General features: G+C 66.7%; 15 protein-coding genes and 1 pseudogene. 7 read left to right on the top strand and 9 right to left on the bottom strand.

Annotated elements, in window-relative coordinates; all coding sequences use genetic code 11:
• Positions 1-27 precede the first annotated feature (27 nt).
• From H0X90_RS06065 to wecB, 5 genes are all read right to left on the bottom strand, one after another.
• On the bottom strand, positions 28-795 hold the full coding sequence (locus tag H0X90_RS06065) for a class II aldolase/adducin family protein (protein ID WP_006490608.1): 768 nt from the start codon (positions 793-795) through the stop codon (positions 28-30).
• A gap of 73 nt (positions 796-868) precedes the next feature.
• Positions 869-3,193 carry a xanthine dehydrogenase family protein molybdopterin-binding subunit gene (locus H0X90_RS06060; RefSeq protein WP_077189646.1) on the bottom strand — a complete coding sequence of 775 codons (2,325 nt, stop codon included), beginning with the start codon at positions 3,191-3,193 and terminating at the stop codon, positions 869-871.
• Complete coding sequence (locus H0X90_RS06055; RefSeq protein WP_006490528.1) at positions 3,190-3,651, bottom strand: (2Fe-2S)-binding protein; 462 nt, start codon at positions 3,649-3,651, stop codon at positions 3,190-3,192. Before H0X90_RS06055 ends, H0X90_RS06060 begins: the two co-directional genes overlap by 4 nt.
• A gap of 351 nt (positions 3,652-4,002) precedes the next feature.
• A complete protein-coding gene (locus H0X90_RS06050) occupies positions 4,003-5,013 on the bottom strand; it encodes a zinc-binding dehydrogenase (protein ID WP_227739771.1) in 1,011 nt (336 codons plus the stop codon).
• 299 nt (positions 5,014-5,312) lie between these two features.
• On the bottom strand, positions 5,313-6,530 hold the full coding sequence (gene wecB / locus H0X90_RS06045) for a non-hydrolyzing UDP-N-acetylglucosamine 2-epimerase (RefSeq protein WP_006497588.1): 1,218 nt from the start codon (positions 6,528-6,530) through the stop codon (positions 5,313-5,315).
• 1,177 nt (positions 6,531-7,707) lie between these two features.
• On the opposite strand from wecB, the gene H0X90_RS06040 reads away from it, so the two are divergent.
• The 7 genes from H0X90_RS06040 to glmS all read left to right on the top strand — a co-directional run bounded on the left by H0X90_RS06040 (position 7,708) and on the right by glmS (position 17,597).
• A complete protein-coding gene (locus H0X90_RS06040; protein ID WP_058901331.1) occupies positions 7,708-9,270 on the top strand; it encodes a glycosyltransferase family 2 protein in 1,563 nt (520 codons plus the stop codon).
• Positions 9,271-9,273: 3 nt separating this feature from the next.
• Positions 9,274-10,269, top strand: coding sequence for a polymer-forming cytoskeletal protein (locus H0X90_RS06035; protein ID WP_059721272.1), 996 nt, complete (start codon positions 9,274-9,276; stop codon positions 10,267-10,269).
• A 10-nt stretch (positions 10,270-10,279) separates the two neighbouring features.
• A complete protein-coding gene (locus H0X90_RS06030; protein WP_077189645.1) occupies positions 10,280-11,293 on the top strand; it encodes a YaiO family outer membrane beta-barrel protein in 1,014 nt (337 codons plus the stop codon).
• A 13-nt stretch (positions 11,294-11,306) separates the two neighbouring features.
• Entirely contained in the window at positions 11,307-12,077 is a 771-nt protein-coding gene (locus tag H0X90_RS06025; protein WP_006490531.1) for a hypothetical protein, read from the top strand.
• A 333-nt stretch (positions 12,078-12,410) separates the two neighbouring features.
• Positions 12,411-14,549, top strand: coding sequence for a polysaccharide deacetylase family protein (locus H0X90_RS06020; protein ID WP_006497592.1), 2,139 nt, complete (start codon positions 12,411-12,413; stop codon positions 14,547-14,549).
• A gap of 92 nt (positions 14,550-14,641) precedes the next feature.
• On the top strand, positions 14,642-15,730 hold the full coding sequence (locus H0X90_RS06015) for a hypothetical protein (protein WP_077189644.1): 1,089 nt from the start codon (positions 14,642-14,644) through the stop codon (positions 15,728-15,730).
• A gap of 49 nt (positions 15,731-15,779) precedes the next feature.
• Positions 15,780-17,597: a glutamine--fructose-6-phosphate transaminase (isomerizing) gene (gene glmS, locus H0X90_RS06010; RefSeq protein ID WP_077189643.1), complete on the top strand. Its 1,818-nt coding sequence runs from the start codon at positions 15,780-15,782 to the stop codon at positions 17,595-17,597.
• 296 nt (positions 17,598-17,893) lie between these two features.
• On the opposite strand, the gene H0X90_RS06005 is transcribed toward glmS, so the two are convergent.
• From H0X90_RS06005 to H0X90_RS05995, 4 genes and pseudogenes are all read right to left on the bottom strand, one after another.
• A complete protein-coding gene (locus tag H0X90_RS06005; RefSeq protein WP_006492112.1) occupies positions 17,894-18,454 on the bottom strand; it encodes a hemerythrin domain-containing protein in 561 nt (186 codons plus the stop codon).
• A 461-nt stretch (positions 18,455-18,915) separates the two neighbouring features.
• Positions 18,916-19,037: pseudogene (locus H0X90_RS36170) on the bottom strand (ABC transporter substrate-binding protein); the annotation flags it as partial.
• A gap of 17 nt (positions 19,038-19,054) precedes the next feature.
• Positions 19,055-19,897, bottom strand: coding sequence for a formate/nitrite transporter family protein (locus H0X90_RS06000; RefSeq protein WP_077189641.1), 843 nt, complete (start codon positions 19,895-19,897; stop codon positions 19,055-19,057).
• 333 nt (positions 19,898-20,230) lie between these two features.
• Positions 20,231-21,586, bottom strand: coding sequence for a nitrate regulatory protein (locus tag H0X90_RS05995; RefSeq protein WP_062910790.1), 1,356 nt, complete (start codon positions 21,584-21,586; stop codon positions 20,231-20,233).
• Between the last annotated feature and the right edge of the window lie 11 nt (positions 21,587-21,597).

Raw genomic sequence — 21,597 nt, 5'->3', positions numbered from 1 at the left:
CGTTCGAAAACGACAACGACGAACACGCTAGTCCGCGTAGCCGGGATCGCGCCGATCGAGCCGGCGCAGCAGCCCGGGCCAGACGAGCGCCCCGGCGCCCATCCCGCGCGTGACCGCGGCGATCTGCTGTTTGATGCCGTCGAGAATCGGCTGCGCGATCGGCAGCAGCGCCGAGCCGCCCGCCTGCGCGCGGACCTGGATCATGCAGGCCGCTTCGAAGAAGTACATCGCGACGAACGCATCGGCCGGCGTCGCACCGACGGTCAGCAGCCCGTGATTGCGCAGCATCAGGTTCGTATTGCTGCCGAGATCGCGCACGAGGCGCGCCTTCTCGCCCTCGTCGAGCGCGATGCCCTCGTAGTCGTGATAGCCGAGCGACGCGAGCACGCCGAGCGACTGCTGCGACAGCGGCAGCAAGCCCGCTTCCTGCGCCGAGACGGCCACACCGTTGATCGAATGCGTATGCATCACGCATTGGGCATCGTCGCGGGCCGCATGCACCGCGCTGTGGATCGTGAAGCCGGCCGGGTTGATCTCGTACGGCGATTCGGACACCTTGCGGCCGTCGAGATCCACCTTGACCAGCGACGACGCCGTGATCTCGTCGAACATCATCCCGTACGGGTTGATCAGGAAGTGGTGCTCCGGGCCGGGCACGCGCGCGGAAATATGGGTGAACACGAGATCGTCCCAGCCGAACAGCGCGGTGAGGCGATACGCGGCCGCCAGGTTGACGCGCGCCTCCCATTCGGCGGGGGAAACCGTCTGCTTCACACTGACATCGGATGAGGCCACGTCACACTCCTTGTTCAAGGGGTCGATGCAAACCGGGCCGCACGATGCGGCCCGGCGCGGGACAGAGGTTGCGTCAACCAGCCTGCGGTTTCGCGAGCTGATCGGCCACCGGCAGGCTGCGGATGCGCGTGCCGGTCGCCGCGAAGATCGCGTTGGTCAGCGCCGGCGCGACGGGCGGCAGGCCCGGTTCACCGACCCCGCCGAGCGGCGTCGCGAAGTCGTCGGGCGCCACCAGATGCACGCGGATTTCACGCGGCGCCTCGTTCATTCTCAACACCTGGAAGCCGTTGAAGTTGCTCTGCTCCGGGTGGCCGTCCTTGAACGTGATCTCGCCGTGCAGCGCAATGCCGAGCCCCATCACCACCGCGCCCTCGAGCTGCGAGCGCACCCGTTCCGGATTGACCTGCGGCCCGCAGTCGATCGCGATGTCGACGCGCGGCACCGAGATCTTGCCGTCCGCGTCGACCTGCACCTCGCACACCGCGGCCGTGTACGACACGAAGCTGCGATGCGCGGCGATCCCGAGCCCATGCCCGTTCGGCAGCTTGCGGCCCCAGCCGGCTTCGCGCGCGACCGTCTCGACCACGCGTCGCAGCCGCCCCGTATCGACCGGATACAGCGCGGGATCCTCGCCGTAGTTCACGTTCTTCACCGTGATGTGCGGCTCGAAACGCCGAGCGGGCCCGATCAGCTCGAGCAGGAAATCCTTCGGATCGCGGCCGGCCGCATGCGCAAGCTCCGACACGAAACTCTGGATGCCGAACGCATGCGGGATGTTGTACACCGAGCGGAACCAGCCGATCCTCGTGTGCGCTTCCGCGGCCGGATTCTCGAGCCGCACGTTCGGAATCGCGAACGGCAGATCCGCGATGCCTTGCGCGAGCTCGCCCGGCTGCTCGTGCACGACGCCGGCCCGGAACGTCGACTGGATCGACGGCGCGACCGTGCGATGCTGCCACGCGACCACCTTCCCCGATGCATCGACCCCGCCGTCGAACGCTTCGAGCGACACCGCGTGGAAGTAGTCGTGCGCGATGTCGTCCTCGCGCGTGAAGGTCAGCTTCACGGGCGCGCCGACCGCCTTCGACAGCAGCGCGGCTTCCACCACGTAGTCGGGCTTCGACTTGCGGCCGAAGCCGCCGCCCAGCAGCGTCACGTTGACCGTCACGCGCTCCGCCGGCAAGCCGAGCGCCTTCGCGAGCTCGTCGCGCGTGGTCTGCGGCGCCTGCGTGCAGGTCCATACCTCGCAGCGGCCGTCGGCCACGCGCGCGACGGCCGCGGGCGGCTCCATCGTCGCGTGCGCGAGATGCGGGACGTAGTAGGTCGCGCGTACGCGTTTCGCGGCGCCGGCGAGTGCGGCCGCCACGTCGCCGTCGTTGCGGATCACGTCGCCCGGCTGCGCGGCAGCCGCTTCGAGCGTCTTGCGATATTCGGTCGAGTCGTAGCCCGCGTTGGGTCCGTGCTTCCAGTCGATCTTCAACTGCGCGCGCGCCTGGATGGCCGTCCACGTATCGCGCGCGATGACGGCCACGCCGCCGAGCGGCTGGAAGCCGGACGGCAGCGGCGTCGCCGCCAGTTGCACGACCTTGACGACGCCCGGCAGCTTCCCGGCGGCCGACGCGTCGAACGACGCCACCGTATCGCCGTAGGCCGGCGGCCGCGCGACGACCGCATACAGCATGCCGTCGAGCCGCGTATCGATTCCGTACTGCGCCCGGCCGCCGACGATGTCGCGTCCGTCGATCAGCGCCGTCTTGCCCTTGCCGATATAGCGGAATTCGGCCGGCGCCTTCAACTGCACGCTTTTCGTATCGGGCACCGGCAGCGCGGCCGCCTTCGCGGCCAGTTCGCCGAAGCCGAGCTTGCGCCCGCTCTTCGAGTCGACGACCTCGTGCACCGTCACCTTCACCTGGCGCACGTCGACGCCCCATTCGCCGGCGGCTGCCTGCGCGAGCATCGTGCGCGCGGCCGCCCCGGCACGGCGCAGCGCGGCGAAGCTCTGGCGCAGGCTGCGCGACCCGTCGGTGTTCTGGTTGCCGTAGCGCGGCTCGTCGCCGACCGCTTGCGCGACCTTCACGCGCGCCCAGTCCGCGCCCAGTTCGTCGGCCACCACGAGCGCCACGCTCGTGCGCACGCCCTGCCCCATCTCGGAGCGGATGCAGGTCACCGTGACGGTGCCGTCCGGTGCGATCGCAACGAACAGGTTCGGATCGTCGCGCAAGCCGTGCGGCATCCCGGCGCCGCCATACTGCGGATTCGCGCTGACGGGCGGCTGCACCGGCGCGGCCGCCCGAGCGAGCGACGGCACGCCGAACGCGAGCAGCAGCCCGCCGGACGCGAAGCCGAGCAGCAACGCGCGGCGGCTTTCGTTGTGGACGGAGAGTTCGGGCGCGCTCATGCGGCACCTCCGCGGCGCACGGCCAGCCGGATCGCGGCACGAATGCGCGTATAGGTGCCGCAGCGGCAGATGTTGCCGGACATCGCATCGTCGATGTCGGCGTCGGTCGGATGGGGATTGGTCTTCAGCAGCGACGCGGCCTGCATGATCTGCCCGGACTGGCAGTAACCGCATTGCGCGACGTTCAGTTCCTGCCACGCCTGCTGCAGCGGGTGCGTGAGGTCCGTCGACAGCCCCTCGATCGTCGTCACGCGCTTGCCCGACGCCGCCGCGACGGGCGTGATGCACGCGCGGATCGCCACGCCGTCGAGATGCACGGTGCACGCACCGCACAGCGCCATCCCGCAGCCGAACTTGGTGCCGGTGTGGCCGAGCACATCGCGCAGATACCAGAGCAACGGCATGTCGGGATTGCCGTCGAAGTGCTGCTCGCTACCGTTGACGGTCAGCGTGATCATCGTTCACCTCCTGGTTGCGATGCCCGCCGGGCAGGCATCGAGTGGGGATTCGAACGGCGCGGCGCACATTCCGAACGACCAGGCAGGCGTGGCGCCGTTTCGTCGACCGTGTCGCGTGCAGGCACGGCCGGGCGGATGCTGCGAACGATGCCGTCGGCCGGTTGCCCGCGCAACCTTTCGACGCCATTCCAGCCAGCCGCTCGTCCGCATGAATCGCCGTCCGCATTATCGAGCCATTTCGGATTTGATGTCGGATCGGCGCGGTTCGAGCGTTTCAGGCAAACGGCACGGGAATTCGGCCGGACACGGCATGCGTCGCCGGCCGATCGCGCCACGCGCCGACCGCTTCCGTCAGTCGACCAGCACCACCGGCTTACCCGAGAACCGCCGCTCCCGCAGCCCTTCCAGTTGCGCCGGCAACTTCCCGAAGTCGCCGGTGACGCGTGCTTCGGGTTGCATCCGGCCGTTCGCGATACCGGCGAGCAGCATGCTGCCCGCCGCGGTCGTCTCGAGCCACGCCGCATCGTCGCCATAGGTGTGCAACGCATTCAGCGCGACTTCATGAAGCGACGCGCTCGACGTGAACGGCGGTAGCGGCGGCGTGTCGAAGCGCCCCTGGATGCACACGATATGCCCGTTCGCGGCCACGGCAGGTGCCCAGCAGGCCGCATGCCGCGCATCGACGATGTCGAACACCGCATAGAAACGCCGGGCCAGTTCGGGCATCGCGCCGATCGTTGCATCGACGGGACGCGGCAGGCAATGGCTTGCCCCGCGCTCGCGCAGGCGCTCCCAATGTCGTTCGTGGCTCGATACCGACACCACGAACCCGCGAGCGGCGGCGATCTGCACCAGATAGTTGCCGACCGCGCCGCCTGCGCCGCTCACGAGGATTTCCCTCGCCGCACGGCACGGCACCTTCTCGAGCGCCTGCCATGCGGTCAGCGCCGGGCACGGAACGCTCGCCGCCGTTTCGAAATCGAGCGTGTCGGGCACCGTCAGCAGCACGCCGGCCGCAACCGGTGTGTATTCCGCGAAACTCCCGTGCTCGCCGAGCGCCTGATGATAGGCGACGCGGCGGCCCAGCAGGTGGCGCATCGCGTCGTCCGCGACCGCGACCACCGTGCCCGCGCCATCGACGCCGGGCACATGCCCGGGGCGCCAGTTCACGAGCGCGCCGCCGAGCACTTTCCAGTCGACCGGATTGAGGCCGATCGCGTGATTGCGGACCAGCACCTGGCCGGGTTTCAGTCCCGGCGTTTCCCGTTGTTCGAGACGCAACTGCGCGGGATGCTCGCTGCCTTGCCAGGTCCACGCGCGATAGCGGGCCGGCAACGAGGCTTGATGAATGGATTGAGTCATGGGGGAATGGCAGGGTGTGACACACGACGGGCGCTCGGCGATCGCGTGCAAGTGCAAGGAGCCCGCATCGGATTTCGTCGCGTCGATGCGATTTCCGGAAGATGCGGGTGGGATATCCGCTGAAGTATCCGTGCATGGCGCCGTTTCGCGAAAGAGGCTTCCCGCGAAAACACTTTTGAATGCATCGGGAAAATGGGTTCCGGGTCGCGCACAGGCAAGCATCCGGCCGACCTCGCGGCCGGACCGGATGCTTGACGCCTGCGTCGAACGCGCCGGAAGGCGCTACCGCGCGCCCTTCCTCACGGCGACCGCAATGCCTGCAATCCGAGCGTGAGCGCGTTGAACGGCATTTCCGCAGCGCCCATCGAGAAACTCGTCGTCTTCGTCGGCACACCGGGCGTGCGCATCAGCGCGTGAACGATCCGCTCGCTCGCATGGCCGTCGCCGTACGGATTGCTCGCGCGCGACATTTCCTCGTAAGCGCTCTCGCTGTCGAACAGACGCGACGCCTCCCATACGATCCTGTCCTGATCGGTGCCGACGAGCCGCGCGGTGCCGGCCTGAATCGCCTCGGGCCGCTCGGTCGTCTCGCGCGTGACCAGCACCGGCTTGCCGAGCGCCGGCCCTTCTTCCTGAATGCCGCCCGAATCCGTGATGATGAAATAAGCGCGCGACATCAGGAAGACGAACGAAAGATATTCCTGCGGCTCGATCAGGTAGATATTGGGGACGTCGCCGAGCCGCGCGCGCGCCGGTTCCCTCACGTTCGGATTCAGGTGCAGCGGATAGACGAACTGCGCATCGCGATAGCGGTTCGCCAGCGTGCACAGGGCGTCGCAGAAATGCCGGAACGGTTCGCCGAAACTTTCGCGGCGATGGCCGGTGATCAGCACGACGCGTCGCGACGGTTCGAGAAACGGGAAGTACGCGGCGACCTTGTCCGACAGCGTGGCGGTGCGATCCAGCATGCGCTTGACCTCGTGCAACGCGTCGATCACGGTATTGCCGGTCAGCGAGACCGCGCCGCCCGGCACGCCTTCGCTCAGCAGGTTGTCGCGCGCCTGCCCGGTCGGGGCGAAATGCCAGGACGACACCGCATCGGTCACGCGGCGATTCAGTTCCTCCGGCCACGGCGACCAGATGTCGCCGCTGCGCAAGCCGGCCTCCACGTGCCCGACCGGCAGATAGCGATAGAACGCCGCGAGGCTGACCGCGAGCGTGGTCGTCGTATCGCCGTGCACCAGCACGACGTCCGGCCGCAGTTCGTCGAAGACCATGCCGATCGCCTGGAGAATGCCGGTCGTCACGTCGGTCAGCGTCTGGCTTTGCCGCATCAGGTTGAGATCGTAGTCGGGCTTGATGTCGAACAGCGTCAGCACCTGGTCGAGCATTTCGCGATGCTGCGCGGTCACGCATACGCGGGCGTCGACATCCGCTTGCGCCTTCAATGCGCGCACCAGCGGCGCCATCTTGATGGCCTCCGGCCGGGTCCCGAACACAAGCAAGATCTTCTTCATCGTTGTCCTCGTTTAGCCACTGCGCGCCTGGCGATCCTGCACGTGGCGCGAAGCATGTATTCGGCAGCGCATCGCGTACTCGCACGCGCTCGACACGCGGCGATGCTGCGGGGCGAGCGCGCCACCTCGTCCGCGCGGTCCGGGCCGCGCGAATCGTCGTACTACCGGCGTCCCGTTGCACTGGATCGATCACGTCATGAGCGGTTCCTCGCTGTGTCGAGCATTACGTCCTCCCACTACAGCAATATTCAAACCAGCGGGCCCGCATCCCGGCCCGCTTCGCTCAGCGGCCGTCGCGTGCGGACGGCGTGTTGCGGAATGTTTCACAACTGCTACGGGCGCTCGCCGCGCCGGATCGACACGACAACGATAAACAGCCGGACGCTCAACCGATCCGTCTGACGACGTCGTCCGACGAATCGTGCACGCATGTCGAGCCGCCGCGACGCAGCGAATCTGCGGCATCTTTCGACGCGCGTTGCGTCGTCTCGATTCGCCACTTTCGTCTGTGCACTGTGCGGCGCGCACGCGAGCGTCGGCCACCCACGCACGCGCAGGATTTCTCCGACACGCGACGGCGCTTGCGTCACACGAATCGGTGCGCGGGAAATGTTGCGTATGTGTAACGCGGTTCAAAAACCGGAAAATACATCGGAGTCCGGTCTATTTGTCTCACATGAAACCGGCGTCGGTTTCGATCACCACACCAACGCGCGTGCGACGAATGAAGCACGACGATCAGTCATGCAAGCTTCACCCGGCAAGGCGCCACCGATGGATGCGAAGCCCCCGCCGTGCGAAGTGTTCTACGCACGCAACCGACCGTATGGGGTCGAATGCGACGCATACACACTGATTCGTCAGTGAATCAAAACCCGCCGCCCGCGCGACTTCCGCATCCGCTTCCTTCGCGTCGATCCTTGCTGCGCGCGGCATCCCGACAGATGGCTCACGCCTTGCTTAATGTCAGACAGGTGCGTCCCGAAGCACTCGCACGGCAGCAGACAGACGGGGACGCCAAAGCAACGAAGCCGGGAGGCGACGCGACGCGTTCGTCCGGGGCGACCGACAATCGCCCGCCACGACCCACGCGCCACGGCTTCCCATTGACGTCCGCGCGATCCACGGAGCGCCTTCAGCTCTCATCGGTCGTCGTCGCGGGCACGGGGACCAGGACATGAAGAAAACGCGGGCGGCGTCACTCTGCGAACAAGGCATCCTGCTGCTGATCGTGCTTGCCTGCTCGCTGATCGTCCGCGACACCGCATCGCAGGCGATCGCCGAACCGGTCCGGTTCGGCGTGCCCGCCGTCAACGCCGCCAACGCGGCAAACACCGGGCTCGCAATGGAACGCACCGCGCTCGACAGCGTGACGTTCTCGCTCGCCGCACCGGCCTCGCCCGATCCGGATGCGTCGCTCGAACCGCCGCCGGCCGGCACGCCGAGCATCACGTTCGATCCCGAGCTGCTGCTGATGCCGTGCGTGGCGTACCTGTGGCTGTTCACGCTGTTGACGTGCGGGTATGCCGCGCGGCACTACCTGTTCAGCCTCGACCGCCTGTTCAAGCCGCAGCACGCGCCCTACCGCGCGATGACCCACGGCGATTGGCCGCGGCTCACGGTCTTCGTCGCCGCCCACAACGAGGAAACCGTCATCGTCGATTGCCTGATGGCGCTGCTGGCCACGACCTACCCGCGCGACCGGCTGACGATCATCCCGGTCAACGACCGCTCGACCGACAACACGCGCGTGCTGATCGACGAAGTCCGCGCACTCGCGCCCGAACTGATCCAGCCGTTTCATCGCGAGACCGGCAAGCCGGGCAAGGCAGCCGCGCTGAAGGATGCGCTGCGCTTCATCCGCGGCGACATCATGGTGGTATTCGACGCCGACTACCTGCCGCGGCCGGGGTTGCTGAAGGAACTCGTCGCGCCGTTCTTCGATCCGGAAGTCGGCGCGGTGATGGGCCGCGTCGTGCCGCAGAACGCGGACAGCAACCTGCTCGCGCGGCTGCTCGATCTCGAGCGCGCGGGCGGCTACCAGGTCAACCAGCAAGCCCGCAACAATCTCGACCTGGTGCCGCAGTACGGCGGCACGGTCGGCGGCATCCGCAAGGGTGCGCTCGACGCCGTGGGCGGCTGGTGCGACGACACGCTCGCCGAAGATACCGACATGACCTACCGCCTGCTGCTGAGCGACTGGCGCACGGTCTATCTGAACCACGCCGAATGCTATGAGGAAGTACCGGAGCGCTGGGCCGTCCGCGCCCGGCAACTGACGCGCTGGGCGAAGGGGCACAACCAGACGATGTTGCGCTACCTGTTGCCGGTGCTGCGCAATCCGCTGATCTCGCGGCGCTGCCGGCTCGATGGCGCCCTGCTGCTCGGCGTGTTCACGATGCCCGCGCTGCTCGCGATCGCGTGGAGCGCCGCGCTCGCGCTCTACCTGTTCAACGGCGTCAATTCGACCGCGCTCGGCCTGCTCCTGTCGCTGTTCGCGCTGTTCTCGTTCAGCACCTTCGGCAACTTCGGCGTTTTCTTCGAGATCGTCGTCGCCGCGCGGCTCGACGGCCGCGCGACGCGCCTGCGGCTCGTACCGGTCAACGTCGTCGGCTTTTGCGTGACGATTGCGGCGGTCGTCGCCGCGCTATGGGGGCTCGCGCTCGACGCCGCGTTCCGCCGCGAACTGAAATGGGACAAGACCGAGCGTTTTCGCCGGCAATTGAAACCGGAGCGATGAGCGATGACGACCTTCAATGTGATGGTGCCGGTGGCCGGCGTGCTCACCCTGCCGTTCCTGCCGATGCTGCACGAACTGATCCGGCGCAGCGACGTCGCGGCGCTGCCGATCGGCGACGGGCCGTTCGTCGATCAGGCGCTGTTGGCCGCGCGCTGGCACGACGCGCTGCGCGCGCACGCGGCCGGCACGTCGCCGGCGGATGCGGCCGCCACACCGCCGTGGCAAGCGCTCGGCCTGGCCGTGCAGCATGCGGACGCGATCCACGTCGCACGGGACACACATCGCGACGACGTGCTTTACGCCGATCGCACGATCACGCTCGACGACGGCGCGCGGGCCGCGTACGCGTTCGCCGACGAGCGCATCGACATTCGTGCCGGCGCGACGATCGGCACGCTCGCGCATGCACCGCTGATCGACGTCGACGGCGCGGTACTGCGCGGCGTCGTGGTCGGCGACACGGTGCATCTGCACGGCGCCGGCGGCTTCGCGTGCCTGTATGGCGAGCCGCTCGTGTTCGGCGCGGCGCCCGGCGCGCGGCCCGCGGACCCGCAGGCCGCCCCGCGCCGCGCGATCTCGCTGACCCGCCACTTCGCGTCGCTGCCGCATCGCTTCCTGCACGGCCGTTACCTGGTGCCGTGCGACGTCCGCCTGCCCGCGCACACGGTCGTGCAAGGCAACCTGATCGTCGAAGGCACGCTCGTACTCGGCGAAGGCTGCGTGCTGCGCGGCAGCGTCAAGGCGCATCGCGTCGAGCTCGAACGCCACGCGTTGCTGCATGGCGCGGTATTCGCGCGCGACGATGTGTTGCTCGCCCACGCGAGCTGCATCGACGGCGTCGTGTCGGCCGGCGGCCTGCTGCGGCTGACGGGGGCGCGCATCGGCGTCGCCGGTCATCCGGTCAGCGCGTGCGCGCGCGACGTCTCGGTCGTCAATCATGCCTGCGTGCATGGCGATCTCGTCGCGTGGCGCAGCGGCTGGTTCCACACATCCCGTTAAGGAGCGCCTCATGTCCGATCGCCCCAGCCATCGCGGCCCGCGCGTGCCGGTTGCCACCCTCGCGATGCTGTGCGGCGTCGCCTTCGGCGCGCCCGCGGCGCTGGCGGAGCAGCCGGACGATGCCGCCGCCGTGCCCGCCGTGCAGCCCCCGGACCCCGCGACCGTCATCACGCCACGGATGCGCGACGAATCGATGTTCGTGCGCGTGGACGCCGAAGGCCTCCCCGACGGCGGGCCGCTCGCCGAGTTCACGCCCGAGGATACGAACCGGCCACCGCTGCCCGACGCCATCGTCACACATGCGCAGGCGCCGCAGGAATCGCACACCGAACTGTCGCTCGGCTATTCGAGCGCGCACCTGACGCACGGCTATGGCGACTGGTACGGCGTGCATCTGCGCGGCGTCTATCAGGACGGCGTGCGCACCGTGCTCGGCGAACTGGCGCAATTGCACCGCTTCGGCGAGAACACGCAGCTCGGCGCGCTGACCTACGTGCAGAACCTCGGGCCCGACTGGTTCGGCGGAATCGGCTTTTCCGGCACCACGTCGGGCACGATCCTGCCGAGCGCGCGCGTCGACCTGTCGCTCAACCGCAAGCTATTGTCCGATCGTTCGCTGGTCGTGTCGCTGGGCGCCGGCTACGCATGGAACCGCAGCGGCCACCGCGATCAGCTCTATCACGCCGGCGTGATCTGGTATGCATTGCCGAAGTGGATTTTCGAGGCGGGCGCGAACTATACGGTCGATTCACCGGGCTCGGTCAAGGCACCTGCGTACTACGGCGCCGTCACCTACGGCGAAGTCGGCAAGAGCGTGATCGTGCTGCGCGGCGGGTTCGGCCGCGAAGCGTATCAGGTCACCGGGTCCGGCTCGCAGATCGCGGATTTCCGCAGCCACGAGATCACCGCGAAATGGCGCTACTGGTTCACGCGCAAATGGGGCACGCAACTCGAATTCGACTATTACCACAACCCGTACTACTCACGGATCGGCGGCGAGCTCAGCGTGTTCTATCGCTGGTGAGCGGGCGGACGCCATGCCCACGCATCCCGTCCGTCCTCCCGTCGACCGTTCGCTGCGCACCCACGCGTACCCGCAGCGCTGGCTGTCGTCGATCGCGCTGCTGACGCCCGCGCTGTACGCGTCGCTGTGGTTCGGACTGCCGCTGGCGTGGCGCTACTGGCGGGCGGTCATGGCATGGGGCGCGCAGCAGATCGATCCGGCGCTGCACGTGATCGTGCTCGGTTATCCAGCCGACGCGCCACGCGTGCCGCTGCTGTCGATCGACGTCGCGGCCCGCCTGCCGGGCGGCACGCTGCTGCTCGCCACCGCCGCGCTGTGCGCGATCGGCTTCGCCGCCTCGTTCGTCCGTCGGACACGCTGGCTGCCTGTTGCATATCTGTTACGTATCGCGAGCTTCACCCAGCTGCTGATTTGCGCGTACTTCTGGCTCGCGCCTGACACGTTCCCGTATGTGCCGCCACTGCATCTGCGCGACATGTTCGTGCTGCACGGCGCGGCGATCGCGCTGATCCCGCTGGTGATGGCCGCGCTGTACTACCCGCTCGATTTCTCGCTGCTGCAAAAGGCCGTCGCATCGCTGCTGGTGCTCGGCTACTTCGTGTTCGCGCTGCCATTCGTGATGCTGCTGCACGCGACGATCATCCATCACGGCTCGCTGCTGTTCTTGCCGTTCTGCTATTTCCTGCTCGGCGGGCCGCTGCTGATCGGCCTGCTGGTCACGCTCTATACCTACTGCGCAAGCTGGCCCGGCGCACTGACGCGCGATCGCGATTCCGTCTGCTGATAGCGCGTTCGAACGCGCCGTATCAGCGATGAAACGATTCCGCCGTGTTTCCGGACGCACCGCCCGGCCCGCATCGCAAGAAGCCAGCAGTACCGGGCCTCCTGCGCCAATGGCACGTTGTTCGCTTCTTCCAATGCGTCGCATCGAGTCCTCTCATCGGCGAAGACAGCATGGCACACCGGCGCATTCGCGCGTTCCGGCCGCTGTCGGCACGCACCGCTCGATACCCGACGAACCGGACAGCCGCACACGTCTACGGGGCTGGATTGGTCGACCTGGCGGCACGCGCATCACGGCTGCCGCACGCCCCATTCCTTGAGCGAGGAGCACACCATGTTGGCAAAGTCAGGCAAGTTCTTGCGGATCCTGTTCGCGCTGTTCGCGCTCGCGTTCGCATTCGGTCCGGGCGGCGTTCGGGCGGCCACCAACCAGCTTCTCCTGTTGGTGCCCGATACGCTGACACTGCCCGATTCGCGCGTGTCCGCCTGGCTCGACAGCGCGCAGGAGGAAGGGCTGCAGATCAAGGTGATGACCGACAGCCAGTTCATGGCGGCCGGCGCGTCGCTGTCGCAGTATCCGGGCCTGATCCTGCCCGATCAGGTGCATACGACGGCCGACGACACGCTCGTGACCGCGATTCAGAACTACGCACTGAACGGCGGCAAGGTGATGCTCGTCTACGATTTCGGCGTGCTGAATTCGGCCGGCTTCTACGTCAGCCCGAAATCGCGCTTCAGCAGCATGGCCGGTGTGGACTACGTGCTGTATGACCAATACGGCGGCAACATGATCGGCCTCGGCAACGTGACCGGCATGAGCAGCTGGCTGCGCACGCTCCAGGTGCCGCCCGGCAAGTCGATGGCGTGGACCACGACGTCGTCGACCACCACGACCGCGACGGCGCTCGCATCGCCCAGCACCGCCGGCACGTCGACGAGTTCGACGTCGGGCAGCACGCTGTTTCTGGCCGCCAGCCCGTCGAATCCGGGCGGCCTCGCCAATTACAACCACGGGGCCTGGTTCCAGTACGCGACGCCGCCTACGGGCAGCGGCGTGCTGAGCCAGACGCCGCCGAAGCTGACCGGCACCGTGACCGGCAAGCTGAAGAAGACCACGACGTATACCGCCAACTCGCTCCTGAGCACGTCGACCGGCAAGACGGCCAACACGCTCGCGTCGACGCTGGCCACCACCACCGACACGCTCGAAGGCATCTCCGGCTACGTGTACGGCTTCCTCACCTATCCGAGTTTCGTCACGCAGGGCACGTACACCGGCACGACGATCCTGACCTCGCCGACCTTCGGCCTCGTGTCCGGCTACAACACGTACGGCAACGGCGGCGTGCTGTTCGTCAACCTGCCGCTCGCCTACCTCGACGGCCAGACCGACGGCATGCTGATTCACGGCTACCTGCATTATTTCGGCACGCAGATGCTGAACCTGCCGTCGCTGTCGCCGCTGCCGAAGGCGATGGCCGGCCTCGTGTTCAACTGGCACTTCTGCGCGGGCGACCAGATCCAGCCGGCACTGCAATTGAAGAGCCTCGGCGTGTGGAACAACGGGCCGTTCTCGCTCGTGATCACGGCGGGCCCCGATGAAGCGGCCTTCGGCGACGGCAACGGCATCAACCTCGCGAACAACCCGACCGCGCAGAATCTCCTCAGGTATTTCGTGACCAAGGGCCATCGCGTCGGCAGCCACGGCGGCTGGATTCACGATTACTGGGGGGCGAATGCGAGCGAAACGAACGCAAGTACGTTCACGCAGTACCTCGTGATGAACCACCAGGCCGTCCAGGCCGCGACCGGTCAGCCGGACGTCGAGTACGCGGCACCGGAAGGCAATACCCCGACCTGGTCGGTCAACTGGCTCGAAAGCAATGGCTTCAATGGCTACTACTTCACCGGCCACACCGGCTCGGCACCGACCCGCGCCTACCGCAACGGCGCGTTGCTGAACCCGGGCCTGTGGGCTTACCCCGTGATGCCGTTCGGCAAGTACGCGACGTTCGAGGAGTTCCAGCAATACGCGGTGCCGACTGCCGACGTGAACAACTGGTACGCGTCGCTGATGAACTTCGTCGTCGCGAACCGCACGAGCCGGCTGATCTATGCGCACCCGCTCGGCGCATCGTCCTACACGTCGACGCTGTCCGCGATCTTCTCGCAAGCCAATACGCTGAAACTGACGGGTCAGTTCAAGTGGTACACGATGAGTGACATCACGACCTTCGATCGTGCACGCCTGAACGTCACATGGTCGGCCACCGACACGGGCAGCGGCTGGGCGTTCGCCGCCAGCCATCCGACCAGCCTCGCGAACATGACGTGGCTGCTGCCGAAGAAGGGATTCGCACTGCCGATCATCACGCAAGGCTTCGGCAGCGTCGTCATCACCGACTCGACGTACTGGCTCGTGACCGCGAACAGCGGCACCAGTCTCAAGTTCACCAGCGCCAAGGTGCACTGAGTTACGACATCGACACCCCCGTCGGCGCGCGACGCGGCCAACGCCGCGCCCGGCGGGATTTGCGCAGGACCATCGCGCAGGAGCCCCCGACCATGAACCGGCCCGCGCTTTTCCCGGCCGCACGCGCACGCGTGACGGCCACCGCCCGGCTATGCGGCCTGTGGCGCGTCGCCTGCTGTGTCGCCGCGTGCGGCATCGCGCTGCAGGCGAGCGCCGCGGAACTTCAGCTCAACGGACTCTATCAACGCCCCGACGGGGCGATCACCGTGCGCCTGAACGGCGCCGGCATCGATCCTTATTTCGCGGCGAAGGCACTGCTCGGCGCCGAGGATGCCGGGCTCGACGCACATCGGGCCGCGCTCGCATGGATCGCGTGGCTGCTGCCGCGCCAGCGTCCGGACGGCGGTTTCGATCGCTACTGCGTGAAGAGCGGCCAGTACAGCTCATGCGCCGAAGCCGACGCCGACGATGCGATGATGGCGACCTGGATCGAACTGCTCGCCCGCTTCGCGCCGCCCGAGGGCCTGCCCGCCGCATGGGAACTCAGCCTCAATCGCGCGGCCGCGCATCTGGACGCGCTGCTCAGCAAGCCCGCAGGCGTCTATCAGATCTCGTCGACGCTGCACGTCGCGCTGCTGATGGACAACGTCGAGGTGCACAGCGCGTTCCAGGCGCTCGCCGCGTATTACGTCCGGCATGCCGACGCTGCCCGCGCCGGCCCGTGGACTCAGCGCGCCGACCGGCTCGCGTCCGCGATCCTGAAGGTGTTCTGGCGCGGCACACAGTCCGGCTTTCGCGCGAGCACGCAGCGCATCAGCGACACGACGTTCTATCCGGCGAAAGTCGCGCAGGTCTTTCCGCTCCTGTCCGGCATTCAGGTTCCCAAACAATCGAACGAGACGATCTACGCGCAGTGGATGCAGAAGTACGGCAAGACCTGGCTGCAACTCGCCGGCTCCGATTATCCGTGGGGCTTGATCGCACTCGTCGCATTCAAGATGAACGACTGGAACACGGTCGCGTGCTGGCATGCGCGATCGGGCCCGTACCGGCACGGCGCACACTGGAATGTACTGGAGGAGGCGCTTTACCTGGCATTCGAAAGCCGGATGGCCGACCCGGTCGCGCCCGCTCAATGCGGCTTCACGACGGCGGCGACAACGGAGACCGCGTCACGCTGATCCACGCGTGCGCACGGTCCGGGGCAATCTACAGGGAAGGAAACGTGTCATGTGTGGCATCGTCGGCGCGGTCGCGCAACGGGATATCGTCCCGATTCTGATCGAAGGTTTGCGCCGCCTTGAATATCGCGGCTACGATTCATGCGGAGTGGCGACGGTCGTCGACGGCCAGGCACGCCGCGAGCGCAGCATGTCGCGCGTCGCCGATCTCGACGCGCACGTGCGCAGCGCCGGCCTGACCGGCAGCACCGGCATCGCGCACACGCGCTGGGCAACCCACGGCGCGCCGGCAACCTGCAACGCACATCCGATCTTTTCGCGCGACGAGATCGCGCTGGTGCACAACGGCATCATCGAGAATCACGAAACGTTGCGCAAGCAACTAGCCGACGAACACTACGAGTTCGACGGCCAGACCGACACCGAGGTGGTCGCGCACCTGATCCACAGCAAGTATCGCGGCGACCTGCTCGCCGCCGTACGCGACGCGACCTCGCAGCTGCACGGCGCGTACGCGATCGCGGTGTTCAGCAAGCACGAGCCGCAACGGCTGATCGGCGCACGCGCCGGCTCGCCGCTCGTCGTCGGCGTGAAGGACGGCGAATGCTATCTCGCGTCGGATGCGCTCGCGCTCGCCGGCATCACCGACCGCTTCATCTTTCTCGAGGAAGGCGACATCGTCGAGCTGACGCCGGGCGGCGTGCGGGTGCTCGATCGCAGCGGCGCACCGATCGAACGCGCGATACAGACCGTCTCGTCCGCGCAGGGCGTGGTCGAACTCGGGCCATACCGGCATTTCATGCAGAAGGAAATCTTCGAGCAGCCACAGGCCGTGGCCGCGACCATTCCCGATGCCGGGCTGTTCGATCCGGCCGTATTCGGCCCGGACGCCGCGCGCGCGTTCGAGCAGATCGACAACGTGCTGATCCTCGCGTGCGGCACGAGCCATTACTCGGGCCTGACTGCACGCCGCTGGCTCGAGACGATCGCGCGCATCCCCGCGCAGGTCGAGATTGCGAGCGAATACCGTTACAGCGACGCGCTCGCGATGCCGAATACGCTGGTGGTCAGCGTGTCGCAGTCCGGCGAGACCGCCGACACGCTCGCCGCGCTCAAGTACGCGCAGGCGCTCGGTCACATCGACACGCTGGCGATCTGCAACGTGCCGACCAGCGCGATGATGCGCCAGACCGGCCTGCGCTTCCTGACGCGCGCCGGCCCGGAAATCGGCGTCGCGTCGACCAAGGCGTTCACGACGCAGCTCGTCGCGCTGTTCATTCTCGCCGTCACGCTCGGACGGCTGCGCGGCTACGTCGACGACGCGCAGCTCGCGCGTTATACGACGCAGTTGCGGCGCCTGCCTGGCGCGCTCGAGGACGTGCTCGGGCTGGAGCCGCAGATCGAGCGCTGGGCGGCGGAATTCTCGCAGCACGAAAACGCGCTCTTTCTCGGGCGCGGGCTGCACTACCCGATCGCGCTCGAAGGCGCGCTGAAGCTGAAGGAGATTTCATATATCCACGCGGAAGCGTATCCGGCGGGCGAGTTGAAACACGGGCCGCTCGCGCTCGTCACGCATACGATGCCGGTTGCCACGATCGCGCCGAACGATGCGCTGCTCGAAAAGCTCAAGTCGAACATGCAGGAAGTGCGGGCGCGCGGCGGGCAGCTTTACGTGTTCGCGGACGCCGATACGCGGATCGACAACGGCGAAGGCGTGTCGGTATTGCGGATGCCGGATTATTACGGGCTGCTGTCGCCGATTCTGCACGTCGTGCCGTTGCAGTTGCTCGCGTATCACGCGGCGTGCTTGCGCGGCGCGGATATCGACAAGCCGAGGAATCTGGCGAAATCGGTGACGGTGGAGTGATTCGTTTGCGCAATCCGGCGCGAAGCCGCGAAGATCACAAACTGGCCCGCCCTACACGATTCGAACGTGTAACCCACGGGTTAGAAGAACGCACGGCGTCACACTGATCGAGATGGATCGACCTCGCCTTGCGAGTTGGCATCGAAACCGCCAGCGGCTTCAGGGTCCGTCGACTGGCACCGAACGCAGGAATCTTCGCTGCGGGTTCAGCCTATCTGCAGCGACATCCCGCACCTCGTACGCTTCAGACATTGCCCGTGCCCGCGCGACACGGCACGGGTCCTTTTCGCTGGCAACTACTGAAATATCCGGGTCATCGGCCAAGTCCGGTCGCCCGCGTCTTTCGGTAGTCGGGCCTCCAGCTGCGCCTTTCGTTCGGCGAGCTTGAGTCCAAGTCCGACAAGGTCGAGTCCCGATGAGCGCAGTTCGGGAAAGAGCTCCGTCTCCTCTTCCTTGATGTGATGCCGGACGTTTTCCATCAGCACCGCGAAAGTGGCATCAAACCCTTCCATACCAGGCTTGAGGGTTTCGAATTTCTCGATGAGCGTCTTCACGAGAAAGTGCTCGACGTAGGCTTTGTCGACATCCTTTTGGGGGCCGCCGGACAGCGCATCGTGCGCAGCTGGGTAAAGAATCTGTTCCTCAATCATCGCGTGGACGGTCAATTTTTCGCAGGCGCGCCTAACGAGCGCGTGCTTGGCATCGAGGTCCTCGTCGGCGGTTTTTTCAAAGATCGTGAACAGCTTTTCGACCGCACGATGGTCAGACTCAAGTAGCGCGATAGCGCCGGTCGCTGACGGAGTGTCAGCTTCATCGCGGTCATGCTTGTGGCGCTGCGTCTCGTTCGTGTTCGCCATGGCTGGCCTCTGTCTAAAGGTGGATAACGGCCAGCCACTGGAGCAAAACTTGCACCTGCTCCCGAAAACGGGGCGGACGCCGCACTCGACAAGGCAAGGTTTGATCCATGCTCAACGGTTACGGCGCCACAGGGCGGGTCGCATCGTGGCAAGAATCGGAAAAGTCAGGCGGTTCCCGGCCATGGAGCAGAGACGTTCCGCCTTGGGCGTCAACCACGAAATGGCACGCTCGGCACATCCCTACGCGGGTTGTAACGTTGAGCGCATTTTTGTGAGTGTCTCGACAGCCGCCCGCTGCATAGCCCCAAAGAAAGTCGTCACCGTTTGCGAAGTTACGTTGTCACTTCGCCGGGTGATGTCGACACCACGCGCGACCAGGTGACGCGTCTAGCTGGCGCCTCCACGAGTCGCTCGCCGAACCACTCGCGGCGCGCCGGCCGCTCACGCTGCAGGGCGATTGTCCGGCGCGCGGCAACACTCGTCGGCGTGACCGTGATCGCGTCGTAGATCAACCCCGGCGCATCCGCCGACGTGAAGCTCGCCCGCCCCCGGTGCGTTTCCGCGCGTCGCCGGCGTTCGGTTGCGGCTTGCGCAGCGCGATCAGGCCTTGCGCGCGACGACACCCACCGGCGAAACGGGCGCGCGTTTCGGTGCGGTCTTGTAGTGCGTGCTGTACAGCGCCGCGCCGACGAACACCAGCCCGCCGACCAGGTTGCCGAGTACCGTCGGGATCTCGTTCCACAGCAGATAGTCGACGATCGTGAAGTGGGCGCCGAGCATCAGGCCGGACGGGAACAGGAACATGTTCACGACCGAGTGCTCGAAGCCCATGTAGAAGAACACGAGGATCGGCATCCACATCGCGATCACCTTGCCGGGTACGGACGTCGACATCATCGCGGCGACCACGCCGGTCGACACCATCCAGTTGCACATCACGCCGCGCACGAACAGCGTGAGCATACCGGCGGCGCCGTGCGCCGCATAACCGAGCGTGCGTGCTTCGCCGATGCCGCCGATCTTCTGTCCGATTGCGTTCGGCGCTTCCGAGAAGCCGAATGTGAAGATGATCGCCATGAACACCGCGACCGTCAGCGCGCCCGCGAAATTGCCGAAGAACACGAGCGTCCAGTTGCGGAACACGCCACCCCAGGTCGCGCCGGGCCGGCGATCGATCACCGCGAGCGGCGCGAGCGTGAAGACGCCGGTGAGCAGGTCGAAGCCCAGCAGGTACAGCATGCAGAATCCCACCGGAAACAGCAGCGAACCGGCCAGCGCGTTGCCGGTGTTGATGGTGATGCTGACCGCGAAGGCGGCTGCGAGCGCGAGGATCGCGCCCGCCATGTACGCGCGAATCAGCGTATCGCGGGTCGACATCGACAGCTTCGATTCACCGGCGTCCACCATCCTGGTGACGAATTCGTTGGGTGTGAGGTAGGCCATGGTATGCGCTCGTAAAGTTGGACGGGCAAAAAAAACGCGCCAGGCACTCGCTCGACATGCGAGTGCCTGGCGCGGACGCTGTTATCCACGTGATCGGCCGCCACGGTTCGACATGGCGTGATCGTCAGGCCGCCATTAGCCCGACGAGCGAGATGTTCGCAACTTTCATACCAGTGGCGGGGATATCGCGATGCAGGCCGGCCGGACGCGAGATGCCGGAGGGAAAGGCCGCAGCCGAACGCAGCGAATCGCACTCGCGCGGTGCGAACTGCACTTCGTGCACGCGCTTCGGGCGCCGCCGTGGTGCGTGAAGCGCGGTGCGGTGCGTTCCGGTCAGGTCGTGCCGTCGTCGTGCGGTGTCTCCGGCGCGCTTCGCTGCATACGACGTCGCACGGAAGTCTGCGCGTGCTCGTCGACGAATCGCTCGGGCGACGTCAGCGCGTCTTCCGCGATATCGGCAAGCGGCCGATTGCCGTCCATCGACGCCTTCTGCAGCATCCGATACGCTTCGTCCTCCCGCAGGCTGAAGCGCGTCATCAGCGTATTTTTCGCGCGCTGCACGAGCTTTCGCTCGTAGAGCGCTCGACGTGCCGCGTCGAGCTCGACCTCCGCGCCGGCCAGTCGCGCCGATTGCGCCTCCAGCAGGGATTTCAGGCTGGCGAGCGTCCCCGGGTCGGAGCCGGAGAGACGTCCCGGCAGTTCGTGAACCGCCGCGCGCGCCGACAACGGATCGCCGGCAAAGAACTGGGCGAGCGCCTGGATATGCGGGGGCGGATTGTTTCGCAACTGCGCCATCAGGCGCTCGGAGTCGCGCAGCGTTCGGTGCGCGTCGTCGATTCGCGCGTCGCACGTTTCCTGCACCTGCAGCGTCAGTGCAATCTGAAGGTGCCAGAGATCATCGATGCGGGCGCTCGCGGCGTCGAACCATGCTTCGCTCAGGCCGGCATCGAGCGCATCGCCGGCGTGCACCGTGCACAGTACGCGGCGCAGCTTCTCGAGCGCCGCCATGTGCGGCTCCGTCATGCGGGTTTCCCACCATGCGTTTTGCGCCGTGCTTGCGAAGCTCGCGAAGACTTCGAGACTGCGCTCCTGCGCGGCTATCAGATACAGCAAGCGCTGCTGCTGGTCCGCCGAAAACGTGCCCGCCGCAAACATGTGCGCACCGACGGCGCGTTCCTGTCCCGCTTCTTCCTTGCCCTCGACGACATGGACGAGGGCAATCAGCATGCGCGACACCGACGGATCCGCCCCGCTATCGGCAAACTGGAAAATCAGCTCCACCAGGCCGCCGATCACGGTACTGAACGCCTGGACCGAATCCGGCGCCGACAGCGCAAGATGGTCGATCTGTTCGCGCAGCACATCCAGCGATTCCAGGTCGAGCAGCACCCAGGCGATCAGCGACAGCAGGCGCGACGTCGAGCCGCGCGCGGGTGTCAGCTCCCGATCGAGGCGCTCGCGCAACTGCGCGACGAGCGGCGCCGATTCGCCGCGCGAAGCCGCGTGTTCGGCGACAAAGCGCTTCCCGCTCGACGCCAGATAGATGCTGGTGGCGCCGCGCTCGCGCTGCAGCGCATGGATCAGGCGGCCGAGCAGGTCGACCAATTCGATCTGCTCGGCCAGCTGGCGCAGCGACGCGATTTCCTGCTGCTTGGCGAGCAGCGCGAATTGCAGGGCAGTGGCGGGCATGGTGAATACTG

Origin of the sequence: Burkholderia sp. 9775_39, from assembly GCF_015712225.1 — a bacterium.
GTDB lineage: Bacteria > Pseudomonadota > Gammaproteobacteria > Burkholderiales > Burkholderiaceae > Burkholderia > Burkholderia cenocepacia.
This window is presented reverse-complemented; position numbering and strand designations above follow the sequence as displayed.

What these genes read in the sequence shown, in the direction of transcription:
- H0X90_RS06060 (WP_077189646.1), bottom strand. Translation starts at nt 3,193, where the DNA reads ATGAGCGCGCCCGAACTCTCCGTCCACAACGAAAGCCGCCGCGCGTTG.
- H0X90_RS05995 (WP_062910790.1), bottom strand. Translation starts at nt 21,586, where the DNA reads ATGCCCGCCACTGCCCTGCAATTCGCGCTGCTCGCCAAGCAGCAGGAA.
- H0X90_RS06050 (WP_227739771.1), bottom strand. Translation starts at nt 5,013, where the DNA reads ATGACTCAATCCATTCATCAAGCCTCGTTGCCGGCCCGCTATCGCGCG.
- H0X90_RS06035 (WP_059721272.1), top strand. Translation starts at nt 9,274, where the DNA reads ATGACGACCTTCAATGTGATGGTGCCGGTGGCCGGCGTGCTCACCCTG.
- H0X90_RS06055 (WP_006490528.1), bottom strand. Translation starts at nt 3,651, where the DNA reads ATGATCACGCTGACCGTCAACGGTAGCGAGCAGCACTTCGACGGCAAT.
- H0X90_RS06015 (WP_077189644.1), top strand. Translation starts at nt 14,642, where the DNA reads ATGAACCGGCCCGCGCTTTTCCCGGCCGCACGCGCACGCGTGACGGCC.
- H0X90_RS06040 (WP_058901331.1), top strand. Translation starts at nt 7,708, where the DNA reads ATGAAGAAAACGCGGGCGGCGTCACTCTGCGAACAAGGCATCCTGCTG.
- wecB (WP_006497588.1), bottom strand. Translation starts at nt 6,530, where the DNA reads ATGAAGAAGATCTTGCTTGTGTTCGGGACCCGGCCGGAGGCCATCAAG.
- H0X90_RS06030 (WP_077189645.1), top strand. Translation starts at nt 10,280, where the DNA reads ATGTCCGATCGCCCCAGCCATCGCGGCCCGCGCGTGCCGGTTGCCACC.
- glmS (WP_077189643.1), top strand. Translation starts at nt 15,780, where the DNA reads ATGTGTGGCATCGTCGGCGCGGTCGCGCAACGGGATATCGTCCCGATT.
- H0X90_RS06000 (WP_077189641.1), bottom strand. Translation starts at nt 19,897, where the DNA reads ATGGCCTACCTCACACCCAACGAATTCGTCACCAGGATGGTGGACGCC.
- H0X90_RS06025 (WP_006490531.1), top strand. Translation starts at nt 11,307, where the DNA reads ATGCCCACGCATCCCGTCCGTCCTCCCGTCGACCGTTCGCTGCGCACC.
- H0X90_RS06020 (WP_006497592.1), top strand. Translation starts at nt 12,411, where the DNA reads ATGTTGGCAAAGTCAGGCAAGTTCTTGCGGATCCTGTTCGCGCTGTTC.
- H0X90_RS06005 (WP_006492112.1), bottom strand. Translation starts at nt 18,454, where the DNA reads ATGGCGAACACGAACGAGACGCAGCGCCACAAGCATGACCGCGATGAA.